This window comes from Vibrio sp. MOR3, from assembly GCF_001557775.1.
Classification (GTDB): Bacteria; Pseudomonadota; Gammaproteobacteria; order Enterobacterales; family Vibrionaceae; genus Vibrio; species Vibrio jasicida.
The window spans coordinates 1-17258 of the sequence record NZ_LNRD01000006.1 but is presented as its reverse complement, the minus strand read 5'-3'; the positions used below and the strand labels follow the sequence as shown (position 1 = coordinate 17258).

The 17258-nt window shown below is 45.3% G+C and carries 12 protein-coding genes; 2 read left to right on the top strand and 10 right to left on the bottom strand.

Going from position 1 to position 17258, the window contains the following annotated elements; all coding sequences use genetic code 11:
• Nucleotides 1–51 precede the first annotated feature (51 nt).
• The 3 genes from ATB76_RS13490 to yccS all read right to left on the bottom strand — a co-directional run bounded on the left by ATB76_RS13490 (nt 52) and on the right by yccS (nt 3007).
• Nucleotides 52–318 (bottom strand): hypothetical protein, encoded by a 267-nt coding sequence (locus tag ATB76_RS13490; protein ID WP_061035462.1) that lies wholly within the window; start codon nt 316–318, stop codon nt 52–54.
• Nucleotides 319–432: 114 nt separating this feature from the next.
• Nucleotides 433–594 carry a hypothetical protein gene (locus ATB76_RS28460; RefSeq protein WP_164492032.1) on the bottom strand — a complete coding sequence of 54 codons (162 nt, stop codon included), beginning with the start codon at nt 592–594 and terminating at the stop codon, nt 433–435.
• 259 nt (nt 595–853) lie between these two features.
• Nucleotides 854–3007, bottom strand: coding sequence for a YccS family putative transporter (gene yccS, locus ATB76_RS13480; protein WP_042606028.1), 2154 nt, complete (start codon nt 3005–3007; stop codon nt 854–856).
• A gap of 293 nt (nt 3008–3300) precedes the next feature.
• Between yccS and helD the strand changes: the two genes are divergently transcribed.
• Nucleotides 3301–5370: a DNA helicase IV gene (helD, locus tag ATB76_RS13475; protein WP_038878876.1), complete on the top strand. Its 2070-nt coding sequence runs from the start codon at nt 3301–3303 to the stop codon at nt 5368–5370.
• 98 nt (nt 5371–5468) lie between these two features.
• Here the strand turns inward: helD and ATB76_RS13470 are convergent, their stop codons facing one another.
• Both ATB76_RS13470 and torT read right to left on the bottom strand, forming a co-directional pair.
• Nucleotides 5469–5924 carry a methylglyoxal synthase gene (locus ATB76_RS13470; RefSeq protein ID WP_061035461.1) on the bottom strand — a complete coding sequence of 152 codons (456 nt, stop codon included), beginning with the start codon at nt 5922–5924 and terminating at the stop codon, nt 5469–5471.
• Between the two features lie 64 nt (nt 5925–5988).
• A complete protein-coding gene (gene torT, locus ATB76_RS13465; protein ID WP_080774396.1) occupies nt 5989–7038 on the bottom strand; it encodes a TMAO reductase system periplasmic protein TorT in 1050 nt (349 codons plus the stop codon).
• 43 nt (nt 7039–7081) lie between these two features.
• Between torT and torS the strand changes: the two genes are divergently transcribed.
• A complete protein-coding gene (gene torS, locus ATB76_RS13460) occupies nt 7082–10045 on the top strand; it encodes a TMAO reductase system sensor histidine kinase/response regulator TorS (RefSeq protein WP_061035460.1) in 2964 nt (987 codons plus the stop codon).
• Between the two features lie 81 nt (nt 10046–10126).
• Here the strand turns inward: torS and ATB76_RS13455 are convergent, their stop codons facing one another.
• The 5 genes from ATB76_RS13455 to ATB76_RS13435 all read right to left on the bottom strand — a co-directional run bounded on the left by ATB76_RS13455 (nt 10127) and on the right by ATB76_RS13435 (nt 16954).
• The gene (locus tag ATB76_RS13455) at nt 10127–10318 is read right to left on the bottom strand and encodes a hypothetical protein (RefSeq protein WP_061035459.1); all 192 of its coding nucleotides are present in this window, start codon (nt 10316–10318) and stop codon (nt 10127–10129) included.
• Nucleotides 10319–10336: 18 nt separating this feature from the next.
• Nucleotides 10337–12694: a fatty acid cis/trans isomerase gene (locus ATB76_RS13450; RefSeq protein WP_061035458.1), complete on the bottom strand. Its 2358-nt coding sequence runs from the start codon at nt 12692–12694 to the stop codon at nt 10337–10339.
• A gap of 130 nt (nt 12695–12824) precedes the next feature.
• A complete protein-coding gene (locus ATB76_RS13445; RefSeq protein ID WP_081094912.1) occupies nt 12825–14750 on the bottom strand; it encodes a TonB-dependent receptor in 1926 nt (641 codons plus the stop codon).
• 108 nt (nt 14751–14858) lie between these two features.
• The gene (locus ATB76_RS13440) at nt 14859–16199 is read right to left on the bottom strand and encodes a sensor histidine kinase (protein ID WP_061035456.1); all 1341 of its coding nucleotides are present in this window, start codon (nt 16197–16199) and stop codon (nt 14859–14861) included.
• Nucleotides 16196–16954: a response regulator transcription factor gene (locus ATB76_RS13435; RefSeq protein WP_061035455.1), complete on the bottom strand. Its 759-nt coding sequence runs from the start codon at nt 16952–16954 to the stop codon at nt 16196–16198. The genes ATB76_RS13440 and ATB76_RS13435 overlap by 4 nt, the downstream gene beginning before the upstream one ends.
• Nucleotides 16955–17258: the final 304 nt, after the last annotated feature.

Genomic DNA, 17258 nt, shown 5'->3' with positions numbered 1-17258 from the left:
TAACCCAAATACTTGTGCATCAGATGGAGCTAATACTGGAAATTTGGATGCTTAAACGTGTATATCGAGAAGGCTACCAATCACTTCATTACTTTTATCAACGACAGAAGCGCCGATTCGGTTGTAGCTTGCGGCTTGAGTCAAATTAACCAAAGGTTCGACGGCATTTGGAGAGGGAGTAAAGTTAGGAGCGTTAAATGAGAGTTCGGAATCTTTGACTAGTTCAACCTTATTGAAGTCTAGGTCGTTTTCTTTCACAAAGTCTTTTTGGATGTTATGGGCAGCGTCTTCAGCCATCTTTTGCGATAGCTGAATCATTTGATATCCGGATTGAATTCCTGATATTGGCATGCTGCTTCTCTCACTTGTTATGCTTTTGTTAGCATAGGAAGTGTTGTAAATTCGTGCAAGTGCTTTTGTTAATCTGTTTGATTAAGCAAACAGTTTTGAAAGCATTTCACGTTCTTCACTCGACAGGAGTGGGCTTTCTTTTTTATTCAGAGAGTGATTAATATCGCCTTGAAGCGACTTTAATTGGCTCGCTGTCAGGTCATTAATCTTTTTTCTTAATTCATTAAATTGCTGAGTAGTCATCTCGATCTCCTCACATTTCTTGGGCTTCTCCTTCATCCACCCACCTCAGCGACCTTCATGGTCACAATTAAAGAATGTTCTAATATTCTTAGATTAGTTTTTGAATGGTGTTTTTTTGTCCGAGTAATGTCAGTAAGCGTCAAGTGCCTTGTAAGACTTTTCTTATGAATAAGCACGCTAATCATAAAGGGGTAGAATCATAGTCTACCCCTTTAATATGGTTACTTAGTTCAATATTCTTAGTTCGTTCTAGGCTGGGTTAGTTCACGCGAACGGCAAACTTAGAAGCGAGTGAATGCAGCTCCGGCAACATACGGTAAATCAGATGCAGTTGTTGTAGCACCATGCGGGCTGAATGGTCGTCTTCATCACGCCATTCATTCAGTCTTTGCTCTAGATCTGCATCATTGATTGATGATAGGTCGCATTCTTCACAATGATGATGAAGTTGGCGATGCAGCACATCCAAATGCTGGTGAATGCAGCGATGTGCATCGAGCACAAGTTGATGAATAGATTCATCTTCAATTCTCGTGCGGTGGGCGCCTAACGCTGAGATGTAACTCAGCATCGCGTGGTTAAGCGTTAAGAAACGGAAACTTTCATCTACCGCAGTGCGGTACTTACCTGGTTCCGCCAACATTGTACTGATGGCAGAAGAGAGGTTTGCATCATTGTTGTGTGCTTGGCGGCGAGCAATACGATAGCTGAGGTTGTCTTTCTTACCAATACGGTATTGACCGATGATCTGCCCGAGATACTGCTTGTTGGCATCAATCGCATCGGACATCACTTTGTGTAAACGTTTTGATTGCCAATCTGGCAGAATCACCATGACGGCACCGACTGCTAAAACACAACCAATTAACGTGTCCGCCAAACGTGGCAGTACTACGGCGTAGCCTTCGCCTAACTGATTGAACAAGAACAAAACCAACAAGGTAATAAACCCCGTCGCATAGCCGTAGTTGTTAATACGAAATGCAAAGAACATCACCCCCGAGAAAACAATGAATACTAACTGGCTTTCTTGGGAGGGGAAGAAGGTAAGTAGCGGGACACCAATTAACAAGCCCGCTAATGTGCCGATCACACGAGCAGTCAGCTTTTGTCTTGTTGCGCTGTAATTCGGCTGACAAACAAATAGGGTGGTTAATAGAATCCAGTAACCACGGTCGATATCAAATGCTTGAATGATGCCGTAACCGGCTGTCAAAGCAATTGACATACGCAGCGCATGACGGAACAACATCGAATCTTTATGTAGATTCGCCGCAATACGTTGCCACATTGCTTTAAACGTGTGTGGGTTGGTGTCATCGAGCACGTCTTCTTCTAGGCGTTCAGCATCTGGGTTATTGATGTTGCTCAGTTGCTTCTCAACAGTCGCTAAGTTATTGAACAAGTAGGTCAACTGAGCTAATAGGCGTTTCCAGTGACTTTGGTCTTGCTCTTCTAAATAGCCTAGTGAGTTTTGCAGTTCTGCCAAAGCCAAAATAGATTGGTCTGTGTGAGTATACTCGTTACCCAAGCGGATAGCATGGGCGATGTCGCGACACGCCTGTGCTTGTGATTCAAGCAGGTATTTGAAGCGAAACAGAACATCAGAACGCTCAAATTCTGTCGCAAGATCTTGATAACGATAGTGGCTTGAACTGACGCGTTCATGGATATCTTGTGCGATAAAATAGATGTTCAAGAAGCGGTCACTTGGACCATCGATATGGCCGCGCTTAGAACGGCTAAGCAACGTCGCTTTACAAGCATTCAGTGCATTCACAGTCGCAGCGTTGAGTTTTGCTGCTTCTATACGCATGGGTTGTGGTGTGAGATTGGTGACTGGATGAAACAACTTTGCCTTGGCATCTAGGTAGTTTGCAATTTGAAGAAAGACAGTCGCGAGGCTTTGTTGAACGGGTTGAAGCGGCCAGAACATCTGCCAGATCATCGACATAAAGTAGTACCACGCAGCGCCTGTCAACAACAGAAGCGGTTGGAACCAAATATTCGTGCTTTCGTGCGCCCCTAGCATGGTATAGATCGCAATCAACAAAGAGCCAAAGGCAATACTAGCGTATTTAGGTCCAATGGCACCGAGCATGATAAAGCCGAAGGTAGAGACAAACAGGCCGATAGCAAACGCCCACGGTGTATCAAACAATATCTCGATAGAGAAGGCAGCAACGGCAAAACAAATGAAAGTGAGGAATAACGCCTTCACCCTACCTGTAAAACTGTCATCGCTTTCTGCCAGAGCTGCGGCAATGACACCTAAGATAAGCGGAGTGATCAAGGTGTTCTGGCCGAAATACCAAGTAGGTATCACCACACCAAGCAAGGTGATCAAAATGAGAATGCTATAGTTGATGGTTTTGTTTGCCCAATAGAGCCGAAGTTTTAAAGCTGCTTGCACGATGCGCCTTTCGTTGCCGGTGGAAAACGAGAGAATTTTAACAAACTCACTATAGCGTGTTTATGACCTAATTTAATAAAAATCATCAGTTGCTCAGGAAATCAACAGAATTGTCATTGACTTACTGAAGGAGGCTTGTGATGGAGGCGTGTCTCTTGTTCACAAATTCAACAGTAATGTGAATTTTAATTAAGAATACCGACAGAACGCGATTTGTGCTTCATCCATCGCTACAATTTAACCGTCTAAAATGATATAAAACGGGAACTTCTATATCAAAAGGCGCACCTTTCATGCAGCTTACTGCCTCTAATAAAGCACAGTTTTTTATTCAAAATGAGTATTACCAAGTCGAAATAAAAGAAAACAGTGTTTTATTATGTTCAGTGGGTAGTGAAGAACACATCCCGTTTACGATTTGGAATGGCAAAGTGTCGGTCAAAAGAGGTCTTTTATGGAGCTCTTTGCAATTTTTTGCTCATGAGCAAGATGGCAAACAACAAAGCTGGTTAGTTCAAGGTCTACCTTGGCCACAATGCCGCAAGTTTGCTGTAGAAGCGGTGCGTCAATATCAGGATTGGCATAATACTCAATGCCGTAAGCTTGCCGAATTTCTGCCTAAGTGGGAAGACGAGTTATATCAGCTTAAAAACTTGCCTGCTTATTTACCGCATTCTCAAGTACAAAATTGGGTCGATAAACTCAACAACGAATTGGTTGAGATTAAAACCAGTCTCCTTGAAGCGAAAATGCGCATGCCAAAGCGCATGGCTGAAATCGAACCGTGGATTTCTGAAACGTCGAAAACTTTGAGCCAACGTAACCATGATTGGCTAGAGAACGAACGTCCGAATTGGGAAGTGTTGTTTAACCGTATTGAGTCGTCACCTCTGAATCTCTCCCAACAGCATGCCGTCTTACTCAATGATGATCATAACCTTGTGTTAGCGGGTGCTGGGTCTGGTAAAACGAGTGTATTGACGGCACGCGTGGCATATTTACTACAAAGTCACCAAGCGCAAGCAGAAGAATTGTTGATGTTAGCGTTTGGCCGTGATGCGGCTAAAGAGATGAAGGAGCGTTTGGTTGATAAGGTTGGCCTCGCGGCAGAAAACGTGCGCGTGAACACCTTCCACCAGCTTGGATTACGTATTCTTAATCAAGTCGAGCCTCAACCGGTCGAAATTAGTCCGCTGGCTTTAGACGATAATCAACGCTCGGCTTGGTGTATTGACTGGCTTAAGAAACATTGGATGACACCAACCAACTTTAAGCGTTGGCAGAAGCACTTGGATAAATGGCCGATTGCTTATTTGAAAGGTGACGATGAGCTAGGTAGCCATTCAGAAAACCCTAAGTTGATTGCTTGGTTAGACAGTCAGCTTTCGCAACTTGCTGCGGTCGGTTTGACCAAAAAGCAAGTGCAAGAGAAGCTAGTGAATCATCAAGACTACACGCGCTTGAATAGCGAACTGGCTTTGTGTTGGCCATGTTTTAGTGCATGGCAAAAAATGCTCAAAGAAACCAATCAGGTCGATTTCCCTACCATGATCAGTCGTGCGACGGATTATGTGACCAAAGGTAAGTTCATTTCACCTTGGCGTTTTGTGATGGTAGATGAGTATCAAGATATCTCTCCAGACCGCTTGGCTTTGATTGAAGCTCTGTGTGAATCGACAGAGAAGCAAACCGGCGCGACTTTGTTTGCTGTGGGGGATGATTGGCAAGCGATTTATCAATTTGCTGGAGCGGACGTGGATTTAACAACTGGGTTCCAAGATCGCTTTGTTCACTCAACGGTTCATTACCTTGATACGACCTACCGTTTTAACAATCAAATTGGTGACGTTGCGAACACGTTCATCCAAGAAAACCCATCGCAATTGCCGAAAACACTCAATAGCCATAAGCAACGTAAACAAAAGAGCGTACATACTGCACCAAGCAATCAAGTTGAGAAGATCCTAGATCAACTTAACCAGCAAGCGAAGAAAACGAAATCGGTACTGCTGTTAGGGCGAAACCATTATCACAAACCCGATCTATATGACGATTGGTTGAAGCGTTTCCCGAACCTTGAGATTCGCTTTATGACGTGTCATGCAAGTAAGGGGAGGGAAGCTGATTTTGTTATTATCTTGTCTGTGGACGAAGGGCAGTTCCCTGCTAAGAAAAAGCAAGCCCACATTGATGGCGCATTGACGGAGTCAAAAGACAAATTCTCTTATGCGGAAGAGCGTCGTTTGTTCTATGTTGCGCTGACTCGTGCTAAAGAGAAAGTATGGATCACGCACACCGGTGCTGGCTCTGGGTTTGTTCAAGAATTGGTGAACGGCGATTATCCAATTGTCACTTCTCGTTAGATAAAGACTTCACGTTAGAAGCGTTTCTCTTCGGTTAGAAACAACAAAGGCGATACTCAGTATCGCCTTTGTTTTATGTGTGATTTAACGTTCAGAGCTTAGGTACGTTCTGCTAGGTAAGCGTCGTAGTCTGGCACTTCAATGTCCACTTCTTGGTCAATCAGTGGGGAATTGAATAGGAACTTAGCTGTAGCGCGGTTTGTCGCGACCGGAATGTTCCACACGCTTGCAATACGCAACAGCGCTTTTACATCTGGGTCGTGCGGTACGGCGTTCAGTGGGTCCCAGAAGAAGACGAGTACATCGATGTTGCCTTCAGAGATGAGAGCACCAATTTGTTGGTCACCGCCCATTGGGCCACTGATCATGCTCTTGATTGCTAGACCGGTTTCCTTGCTTAGCATGTGGCCAGTCGTGCCTGTAGCGTACAAGAAGTGGCTTTGCAGTTTCTCTTTATTCTCTTTAACCCAACGAAGTAGCTCAGGCTTGCAGTTGTCGTGGGCAACCAATGCCACATGTTTGTGCGCTGGCATGGTACGAGTCTTTTTTTGCATCAAGTTATTTCCATTTTTATGATTTTAAATTCGTTGCTGTCCAATAAAACACGTTTTTTGTCTATCAATCAACTGCATTAACGCTGAATGTCGGCCTATATTCTGACGGAGATAACGATTCTTCAATTGTGTCGTCATGAAGAGTCTTCGGAGTTAGCGCTTTAATGGTTGGTGACGCATGTTTCTCATACGGTTGCTGACGTAAATAATGCACGGCTTGCATCACTGATAAACGGCCTTGTTGGACCATTTTATCGGTAGGTGCAAATAGGACTTTGTGACGCAACAAACCTCGGTAAACACCATGGCTGAGGTAAACCGAAACTAAACCAATGTCCTCGGTTTTACCCGCGCTGCGTAATTCACTGATTGCGGCCTCAATCGCAACGGCGCTGCCAACAATGTAATCAATGTTGCCCATATCAATCACACGTTGGACTAGATTGCGTTGCAGTTCTTTGTCGTTATCTGCCCAGTAGGAATCGACGATGTTAATGTCGCTGTCTTTGATCGCTTCATAAAACCCCGTTGTTACCGGTTTTGTTCCGCCACGTGTTCTTGGTCCAAGCAATAAAGCGATGTTGGTTTTGCCTGACCCTTTCGGATGTTTGTCTGCGAGGAACTTACCTGCTTCGTAACCCATCCAATACCAATCAACACCAACTTCACCTTGAAGTAGCTGTTTTTGTTCTTGATCGAGTTCAAGTTGGTTTACGGTCGCAAACACGGGCGTATTGCCTATCCAGTTTTTCAGGTTGTGTTCGTAAGCTTGTGGATCGACCGTTCCAAGAATAATGGCATCTGCACCCCATTGGGTACACAAAGCCAGTTGTTGCTCTTGGCGAGTTTTGTTTGGGTAACCACCAGCCTCTAAAACACGAAGGTTGATACCAAGTTTTTCCGCTTCGGAAACCATTCCATAGTTTACTGATAACCAGTATGAGTCCTTTAAATGAGGGTAAATAGCACAGACTTTCTCTGTCGCAAAAGCTGGCACTGAAGCGAAAAGTGACATTGCGAGAGCTGAATGCTTGAAAATTGTGCGAAATGAGCGCTGATTTATAACCATGAAATGAAGTTCGTTGGCATAGATTAAGTAAACACTGCAAAATATAACGTAATATGTCGCCGAACACGAATATTAAGGTCAGGAAAATATGTTGCTAGCTACCGCAAGCATCGGTCGCAAACTGTTATTGTCTTTCATTGCGATGGCAATGCTGGTCATGCTGTCTGCGCTAATCGGTGTATCAGGGTTTTCTCTGGTGGCAAAAACAGAAAGGAACGTGGTGGACGCTGCCATTCCGGCAATGATTGAAGCTCGACAAGTTTCGGAGCTCAGCACTCGCATTATTTCATCGGTGCAAATGTTGTCGAATGCGCAAAATGAACAAGAGCGTAAAGAGGCGGGACGAGTGCTGTTTGATCAGCTTGAATCGCTGCTTACTCACATCAAAGAACTGGGTGGCGAGTCGTTTGACGCTGATTTACTCGAAACCTTAGAAAATCACGTTCAAAACGTCATCAATAATCTAGCTGAATTGGGTGTGACGGTAGAAAGAAAGCTGTGGCTCGCCAAAGAGATCGATACGCGCGTAGAAGAAATGCGCTTATTGAGTGAAGAGCTTGAGCAACTGACTCGCACCCAAGTTCAAAACACCAGTACGATCGCGGTTGCTAACGTCACTCATATTTATGACCTTCTTGAAACCAACAAAAAAGCTCAAGTTTACCAAGCTTTGGATGCGCTCGTAGAAGTCGATCTCGATCTGACTGAGCGACTGCATGAATTGCACTTATTGGCGTTTAAGATGCTCAACCAGATTGAAGAAGCTCGCACCCTCACCAATGTGGATCGTATTCAACAAATCCAAACTGAGTTTGAAGACAATCTAAAAATCATGAAGCGACGTGTATTGGCGGTAGAAGACCCGACTCGCTCAGAGCAGATGGGGCAACTACTAAAAGAGCTGGGTAAACGACAAGTTGTGTTTACTATCCTGCTTCAACAATACGAAAACAACGAGCAGTCTCAAGAGTTAATGCAGGGGACGTTACAGCTCTTCTCTGAGCTAAATGGTACCGTCAACAAGCTGGTGGATGACTCAAACCAAACGACACGTGTGGCTGTCGATGAGCTTACGAATACCTTGAAGTTCGCACAGTGGTCCCTGACGGTGATTTCTATCATTGGTTTGATCATCGTTGTCTTGATCTTGTGGCGTGTCGTGTATGTTTCGGTGGTTAAGCGTCTGGGGGAATACTCGGCAGCGCTATTGTCGGTTGCACAAGGTAATTTGGCGGTTGAGTTAGAAGTAAAAGGCAAAGACGAACTTGCACATATGGGGCAGGCGATCATTACGGCACGTAACACTGCGCAAGCGCTTAAAGTCGTGGCCGAAGGCGAAGCGCAAGCTAAGCGAGAATTAGAAGAACACAAAGAGCACCTAGAAGAGTTGATCGAGCAACGTACCTCTCAGTTGAAACAAGCAAACCGTCGCTTAAATGAAGAGGTGCTTAACCACGCGAAAGCACGGAAACAAGCCGAACAAGCTAGCCGTGCGAAGTCTGCTTTCTTGGCAACAATGAGTCATGAAATTCGGACACCGATGAATGGAGTGCTTGGAACCGCTCGCCTGTTAATAGACTCAGGGCTAAACCCAATTCAAAAGCGTTATGCAGAGATCATCAACCGCAGTGGTAAAACTCTATTGGCGATCTTAAATGACGTTTTAGATTACTCCAAAATCGAAGCCGGGCACTTAGAGATACGAAGTTTAGGTTTCGACTTGCATCAGATCGTTGAAGACACTTTCCAGCTAATGAACGGTAAGGCACAAGAGAAGAAGTTGCTCTTTTCTTACCATATTGAAAGCGATGTAGGTCGTTATTGGAAAGGTGACGTGACACGTATCAACCAAGTGTTGAATAACTTAGTTGGTAACGCGATTAAGTTTACTGAGGAGGGGGAGATTGATATCTACGTTAGCTTGAATCCAGAAGATGAATCACAAGTTTTATTTGAAGTCTCAGATACCGGAATTGGTATTGCGAAAAAAGACCAGAAGACGTTGTTTGATGCCTTCACTCAAGCGGAAGGTGGTTTAAATCAAACTGGTGGTACAGGCTTGGGTTTAGCCATTAGCCGCCGTATTATTCAAGCCATGGGTGGACGTTTGGACGTTGACTCTGATGAAGGTCATGGTAGCCGTTTCTGGTTCTCGATTCCTTTGGAGGAAAGTGAACCAGTTGAAACCGTTTCTATTGCGAGTGCACGGTGCAAGATCAAAGCGAAGGTGTTCATTGTCGAAGATAATCCGGTAAACCGGGTGGTTGCGGAAGGTTTCTTAGAAAGCATGGGGCATGAAGTCGTCATGGCGGAAGATGGTGCGCAAGCGGAACGAATCATGCAAAAACAGGACTTCGATATCGCATTAGTCGATATTAATTTACCTGACTGTAATGGCACTGACTTGATTCATCGACTGAAACAAATAGAAAGTAACAAACCAGCAGAGAAAGCACTTGCACCAACACCAATGGTTGCGGTTTCTGCTCACGTATTTGCTGAAGAGGTAGAAAGCTACTTAGCAGCGGGTTTCGATGGCTACTTACCGAAACCAATGGAAAAAGAAGCACTTGCTACACTTATTCAAGACATGTTAGATGGCAAACAGCTTTTGCTGCCCCAAATGAGCAAGTGTGCCCCTCAGGATGAGACCATAACAATCACTGATATTAACGAGACACCGGTCATCAATGAGCCGACAGCAGAGGAGCCAGCAATGGTTATCATCAATCCGAATGTGATTCAGTCAGACATGAAGATCTTGGGCAGAGAGAAAATGCTGCACATCATCGACTTGTTTAGACAAACCAGTACTGACGTACTGAGTCAGATGGAAACATCTGCGGATAATGGCGATAGCCGAGCAGTAAAAGATCTTGCTCACAAGTTGAAAGGCAGTGCAGGCAGCTTAGGTTTGACGGCATTGATGGATACCTGCCAAAGCATTGAAATTGCGTCAGAACCATTAGAAGTATACTCAAGCGAGCAAGACATTATTAAGAAGCAAGTGACCGATTCGGTCGTTGAACTTGACCGTTTGATGGCAGAATAAAAGGCGTGTGATGCGCCTTGCGTCTTGCGGTTAGCTCGTGGGCTAAAAACAAAAACCTCCGGTTTGCGCCGGAGGTTTTTTCTATTCGGTCAGATCATCTTCCCACTCGAACCGAGTGTCTAGAGCATAAGGATCATCTTCGAACGGATGTTCCATTCTGCCACGCAAGAATTCGAGTTGGTGCTCAAGCATGTTGACCGTGTCGTAATCCCCCTCTGAGCAGGCAACGTATATCTGTTGCTCGAGAGCGGCGATGTTGTCTCGGATACTCATGAGAACCCCCTTAAATCATCATCGATTCTCAAAACGATTATAGTCAAGTAAACCAAATTCGATCGGTTGTTTTGTACGATACCAATCGTGGATACGATCGCTAAATGGCCAGAACTTTTCAGAGCTTCGGCGAATAGCAAAATTATCCAGTAACTTAACGTAATCATCCTCGGATTTTAGGGTGCTAAATTGATCGACAAATTCTTTTACTTGATCTTCTTCGACTGAGAAAAACGCTGCTGGATAACTGCCAACCACGCCTCGAACAATGGTCATGTCATCGTTTGCAAAGTCTCGATTGCTCTCTTCATCAAACAAGCTAGAAATGTTGATGTGAGCGTTGTTATGAATAAGAGTGAAAAGCTCATCTTCACCAGATTTGCTGCGCACCATCAGCATTGTGATTTGCGGTACCGTTTTTAGCCCTTCACCACGAACTTGGTTGATACTCGCCAACTGCTGCTCATTCTCTACGGACAGCGCGGTATCGACGATGTCGTATCGTGGCAACAAGATAGGTGATACTTGCTTGCGCAGAATATCTAACAGCTCTGATTTAGGATCGTCAGTGTGATACACAACACTGGTCGGTTGGCTAAATGGTGCAACGTTACGCTGTAAGAAGTCACTTAGCTGACGCGGTTGGTCTTGATACCAACTTGAATGTTCTTGGTGACGCATATCAGCGGGAAGTAGGGCAATAAAGTTACTTTCGCCTTCGAGACGTAAGAAGTCCATGAACATGCGGGTAATCAGTTGGTGGCCAAAGTTACCGTAAACATCGAAGCCTGCAACAAGTAGGTAGTGGATACGTTCAAGCAGGGCATAGTCCAAGACCCAAGCGGTTTTCGGTTGTTCGCCCACCAAACCTTGCACTACTGACGCGCTATCAAAGTGACGGAAGACCGTAAGAGCAGCATTTGGGTTTGTACCGTTGCCGTCCCAAATTACGTCGGTCGATAGGTGCTCACCATTCTTAAACCACTTGTTGATGAAGTCAGATTTGGCTTCTAGGTAGCGTGCTTGCTGACGCGAGTATTTCACCCAGTTGGTAACTGGCACAGTATTGCTCTCAAGCTCGCCGGGAAGTTTTAGGTTCGCTGCTTGTGAGCGATAGAACTCGTTGACTTCAGGAATGTCGGCTTTGTCTGGGTCTAGGAAGAATACCCAGAAGCGATCATTGATTACGTTTAATGCCAACTGACCACGACATACTGGGCCTTTGATGTAAGCCATGATGGTGTTCTGAGCGTTGTCCAACATGAACTTGAAGCGCGACTTCACAGGCAAATCGATGAATGCGGTCATTGGGTTTGCGGCGATTTCAGGCTCGTAGCTTGGTAATTTCGCCACTTTGTAATCGGCATCGATGAACCATTTTTTCCAGTTCTCGATACGTTGTTTGTTCAGCGCAAACGGCATGTGGGTCTTGTCGACAATAGTGCCTTGCTCAGGAATGATGCGGTAGTACACGCGCTCAACACCCGGATCATCATACGGACGACGCGTTGTGATGCGTTTTACTGGCTCTCCCGGTGGCGTCGAAGATCGCACGAGAGTGAAGAAGCGAGGTTGCTCACCGTCCAGCTCAGAAAAGAACAGGTGCGATAAGAAAAGGTGTTCGTATATATAACGAGCGGCGAGCTGGTTTTTGCGAGAACTCTTGTTAAGCAGCGTCTCGTATTTCTGTACCTCAGCTTTTTGTTGCTCGGTAAGCGGGATATGTGCATTCATGATGCCGCCATTTTCCAGCCAAAGCATGAGCGTTTGATATTCTATCGCCGTTAGATTTGGCATTCCGAAAGGCATTCCCCATGTCGGGTTGTCTTGTTCGTATTTTGCGTACTCTTCTATCGTTGGACACGTTTGTTCACGGTCGATGGAAAAATCGAAGCCTTCTAATTGAACTTGATCAGGGAGTGGATGGCGTTCCTTTTGTTGAAGCATACGAGCAATCAAACCTGCATCCATATTAGCCGCCATGCTCTGCTCACGCTCGTTGAGCACAGGATGGAAGCCAGCATCACGCCATTCTTGCGTAGTTTGCGCGTCTTCAAATAAGCGAGTTGGGGCTGCTGCAGTCAAGCGTGTGCCTTCGTAAACCAAAGCTTTGCTTGCACCACGGTCAATGCCTTCTACGGAAGAGAGTTTTAACTGACAAGGGGCATCGTAGCAGGCATGACAAACCACACATCGATTATCGACGATAGGTTTTACTTCATGTTGAAAGAAGTCCGCTTGGGGCGTCTCAAGAGTAACAGTACGCTCACGCACTTCTTCAGGGCCAAACAGTTTGTCGTAGTTTAGGCCCGCATAGGTCGCACAACCTGCAAACAGAGTGGCGATACACAGTATGAAAATTAAACGTAAATTCATTGAGTTATTTTGAGTAAATTGAATTTGCGTTAATTAAAGCAAAATAAGTCGCCAAATACCAAAAATCGGGGCAAATTGCTCCGATTTCCGGGTTGTTATTGTTAGGTCAATGCCAAAGTAAGAGACAAACCTAGAACGCGTAAGTCACGTTAAAGCGGAAGTCTCGCCCCGGGCTTGCGTAGCCTTGGGCGACAGGGCTACCGATGTATGCCATGTACGACGCATGGTCAAAGTAGTATTTGTCGAATACGTTCTTAACTGACAGGGTTAGAGATAACTCTTCGTCGGCAATTGGCATCCAATATGCGTAAACATCGTGGACGCCGTAGCCTGGCTTTTCTGGATGAACGGTTGGATCTGCCACGTCGGTTAAACGTTCAACAAATCGAGCATTCCAGCCAAACTCCAGTGTTTCCATCGGCTGATAGATCAGATCAAGCACCCAAGTGTCACCGATAGATGTGCCTAGAGTCGAGTCTTCATCCGAAAGTGGAATGCCATTGAGTTCTGGACGTGATTGGTTGTAGCTCAAGCGAGCTGACACATCTGAAATCGCATAACCTAGGTAAGCGGTAATGCCTTGGTTATCTAAATCGCCAACATTGGTGTACACGGCCCCTTGATTGGTGACGACATCTTTGATGGTACTGTCAAAGAAGGTTAAGCCAGCAAAGAACTCGTCATACTGGTAGTTAGCGCCCAGCTCTAGGTTGCGCGCTTCCTCTGGCTTACGGTTTGGATCATTTTCTCGGTAGTCGATGACAAATAACTCTTTGATTTGTTGCCCACGAAACGCTTCCGCATAGCTCGCGAATAGGTTCAAACCTTCAAAGGCGTTGTAATTGATACCAACGTTAGGGCTAAAGCCAATTGAGTCAAAGTCTTGGTCCATGTTGTCGGTAAGTTCATACCAATCATAACGAGCACCTGCGGTGAGAATGAGAGCGTCTGTCAGCATCCAGTCGTCTTGAACAAACAAACCGTAGACAGTGGCTTTCTCTTCATCATCCTTTTTACCATCGTAATTGGTCTCAAATTCTGATTTGTCTTTCTTGTAATCTAGGCCGTAAACCAAAGTATGGTCGGTGAGTTTGCTAGTGTTGAAGATCTTCACGCCAGAAGTTTGAATTGAGCCATCGCTCGTTCCCCAACGTGGGTGATCTTTGTGGGCAAGACGACTGTCCGTGTAGTAGAAGGTCGTATCGAGATTGAATAGGTCACTCGCGCTGTATTTGTGGTTTAAGGTGAATGTCGAGCGGTCCGTCTCTTGGTCTAAAGGTTCGTTTTTGAAACTTGGTTGGAAGTGCGGGCGATTCAAGCGTCGTCCATCGTCATTACGATAGTCGTAGCTTACTGAGAGGTAGTGTTCGTCATTGAGTTGACCAGATAGCTTAAGGAGGGCAACTTGCTGTTCTAGCGCTGTATAAGGCTGCTCTTCACCTTTGCCATCTTGAATGTTGTCACCATCGATGTAACCGAATGATGCCAACAAACCAAGTTGATCGGCGACTTCACCATAAAGACTTGCCGATACTTTGTAGCCTTCATTGTTGGTGTAGTAGCCACCTTTCAACATTGCACCGTAGGTTTGGTCTGCAGCGAGTAGATCGTGTGCATCTTTTGTGGTGAATTTAATTGCGCCGCCAAGTGCACCAGGGCCGTCTGTCGCTCGTCCGGCGCCTGCACTCACATCGACTTGCTTAAGCAGCTCTGGCTCGATCGATAATCGGCCTTGGTGGTGAAATAGGTTACCGGATTGTTCTGCACCATCGATAGAGACATTCAGCATCGTATCTTCTAGACCTCGGACGTAGATCTTTTGAGAAATACCTGATGAGCCACCGACACTGACTTCGGCATCCTTTCTGAAAATATCATTAAGATCTTGAGCTTGGGATTTTGCTAGTTGGTCAGAGTCTATCGAGATATCGACACCTTCCGGTGTGTGACCAGTCACTTCGATAACTTCCATATCATCCTTGGCGTAAGTCGCTTGTGACGCCACTAAAAGCGCGATGGTAAGTGGGCTTAACTTAAATACGGTTGAAGCAGACACCGTAACCTCCATTGTTAATGAGAATTATTATCGAGTGAGATTTTGGTGATTCTTCCACGCTGAGTAAACGACTTTTACAACTGTTACAATCCTTGTTACGCGTGAGGCTTAACGTCGTTTGGGCAAGGTAATATCCATCACTAAACCTCGCTCTGGCGCATTGTAGGTAACGATCTTGCCGCCAACGGCTTCAATATGCCTTTTCGCTAACGCCAGCCCAACACCAAAGCCCTTACGTGATGCGACTTGATTATTGGCCTTAAAGAAAGGTTTGAAAATTTGTTGATACAAACTTGGGTCGATACCAGGCCCGGAGTCGGTAATGACGATTTGATAATGCTCGCTACTGTTTCGCGCCTCAATTTTTAGCGCTTCATTAGGTTGGGTATAACGTAAACCGTTGCGAATGACGTTTTCTAACGATTGGCTGAGTGCCATTTGGTTGGAGTCATTGATAGGTAATGATTCGTCTTGCTGCAGTAACACGTGCCTATCCGGGTATTCAAATCGTGCATCTTCAACGATGATTTCAACCAGTTCTGCTAAGTCAAATGCTTCCGTTCTGAGGTTCGGTTGTTCGTTTTCAATCCATGCAAGGGTGAGAGTGTCTTCTGCTGTACTGCGCATCTTATGAGTATCGCTCTTAATGCGTTGCAACATTTGCTCGCGCTCAATGTTTTTATCGACACAGTCTATGGCCATTTCTATACGAGCGAGTGGGGTACGTATCTCGTGTGACATGTCGGCGATTAAGTTTCTGTTGTGTTGAATCACATCTGAGGTTCGTTCCGCCATTTTGTCGAAAGTTCGCGCGACTTGGCTTATTTCATCGTTGCCTAACTTCATGGTCTGTCCAATTCGTGCCGAATAATCCCCTTGGCTGAAAGCTTGGCTTGCTCGGTGGAACTGCTGTAATGGACGCATGACGTAACGGTACAAATACACCGTAAGTGCCAGTAAAGAGAGAAATGGAATCACAAAACGGAACAACCAAAACGCATGGGACATGTAAGTTCCGGGGCGCATTCGGTCGGGCAGTAGAATCAGAAAATGATACCCAAAAGGAGAAAGTGGCACTTCCATGATTGGATTGTCTGGAAAATCGAGGTGGATTTTCCATTCAACACTTCGACCAATGCCGTAGCCTTCCCAAAACCGTTCATTGAGCGGATTACCGCCTTTTACGTCTAGGTGTGATTGCAGAACCGTTGCCCAAGTAGACTCATTAGAAGCGAGTTCTTCTAACCAAGCGTCCAAACCTTGCCAATCTTGCTGGTCGATATAGGTTTGTGCTGTAGAGCCCCAATCGAGGATCTGTTGACGGTGGGACTTCTTAAGGTAGCTCATCTTTTCATTAGAAAGAATGGCAGCGCTATGAATCAAAGAAAAGAAGATCACCACACCGAGAGATAAGACGACAAACAGCCGCCAGAACAACATTTTCTTCATTTGAAAATATACCCTTTGCCATGCACGGTCTGGATACGGTCGTTCGACATACCTTCCGAGATAAGGCGTTTACGCACACGGCTTAAGTGCATGTCTAGGGCTCGGTCATATTGGCTAAATTGACGTTCTAGTACGGTCTGGTAAAGGAAGGGTTTACTCAGTACTTCTTCGCGGTGCTCGATTAACGTCCACAGCAGTTTAAATTGAATAGGTGTCAGTTGAATGGGGTTCATCTCAGGACGATGATGGAGCGTTACCGTTTGAGTTTGTTTATCGAGGAGTAACTCTCTCTCACTGAGTTGCGTTGCTGAATTGGGCTGCTTGATGAGTTGGGTGCGACGTAGAATTGCTTCTATACGTAAACTCACTTCGGTGAAGTTACAGGGTTTGGTGATGTAATCATCCGCTCCGCATTTAAGGCCCTGAATTCGATATTCTTCTGCGCCAAATGCAGTCAGCATAACTACGGGTGTTTGTGACTGAGAACGAATGACATTAAGCACTTCGAAACCATCGAGGTTAGGGAGGTTGACATCGAGTATGACCAAATCAAAGTCTTGCTGCTGAAAAGCCTTAACGGCTTCATCCCCGCAAAACATCGAGATGACTTGATAGCGTTGCTCTTTAAGTAGTCGGGTGAGTTGAAGGTTGAGATCTGGGTCATCTTCGACCAATAAGATTGAAGGAGCAGGAACGGATGAACTCGATGACCAGTTTGGCTTTGGCTGAACGGGGACTGACGTTGGGCTAAACATGTTGATATATCACTTATTATCGATAATGCGAACTATTATCAATAATGACTTGGTTAAAATCAACGTGATGAATGAGAAAGCTATCAGTTATTTATAAAGAGCCTTCAAAGTGCGACATGTCTAGAAGTTTTACTTAAGAGGGGAAGGTCGAGACAAAAAGAAAGCCCACCTGAATCGGCTGTCTCTTATACACAAATCCCCAAGCTTGTAGCTTGGGGATTTTTTTTGAACTCTTTCAAGTGTGTGTGATCTGATCACTTAGTAATCCTTACTGAAACACTAAGATGACACACTCAGACGCTAA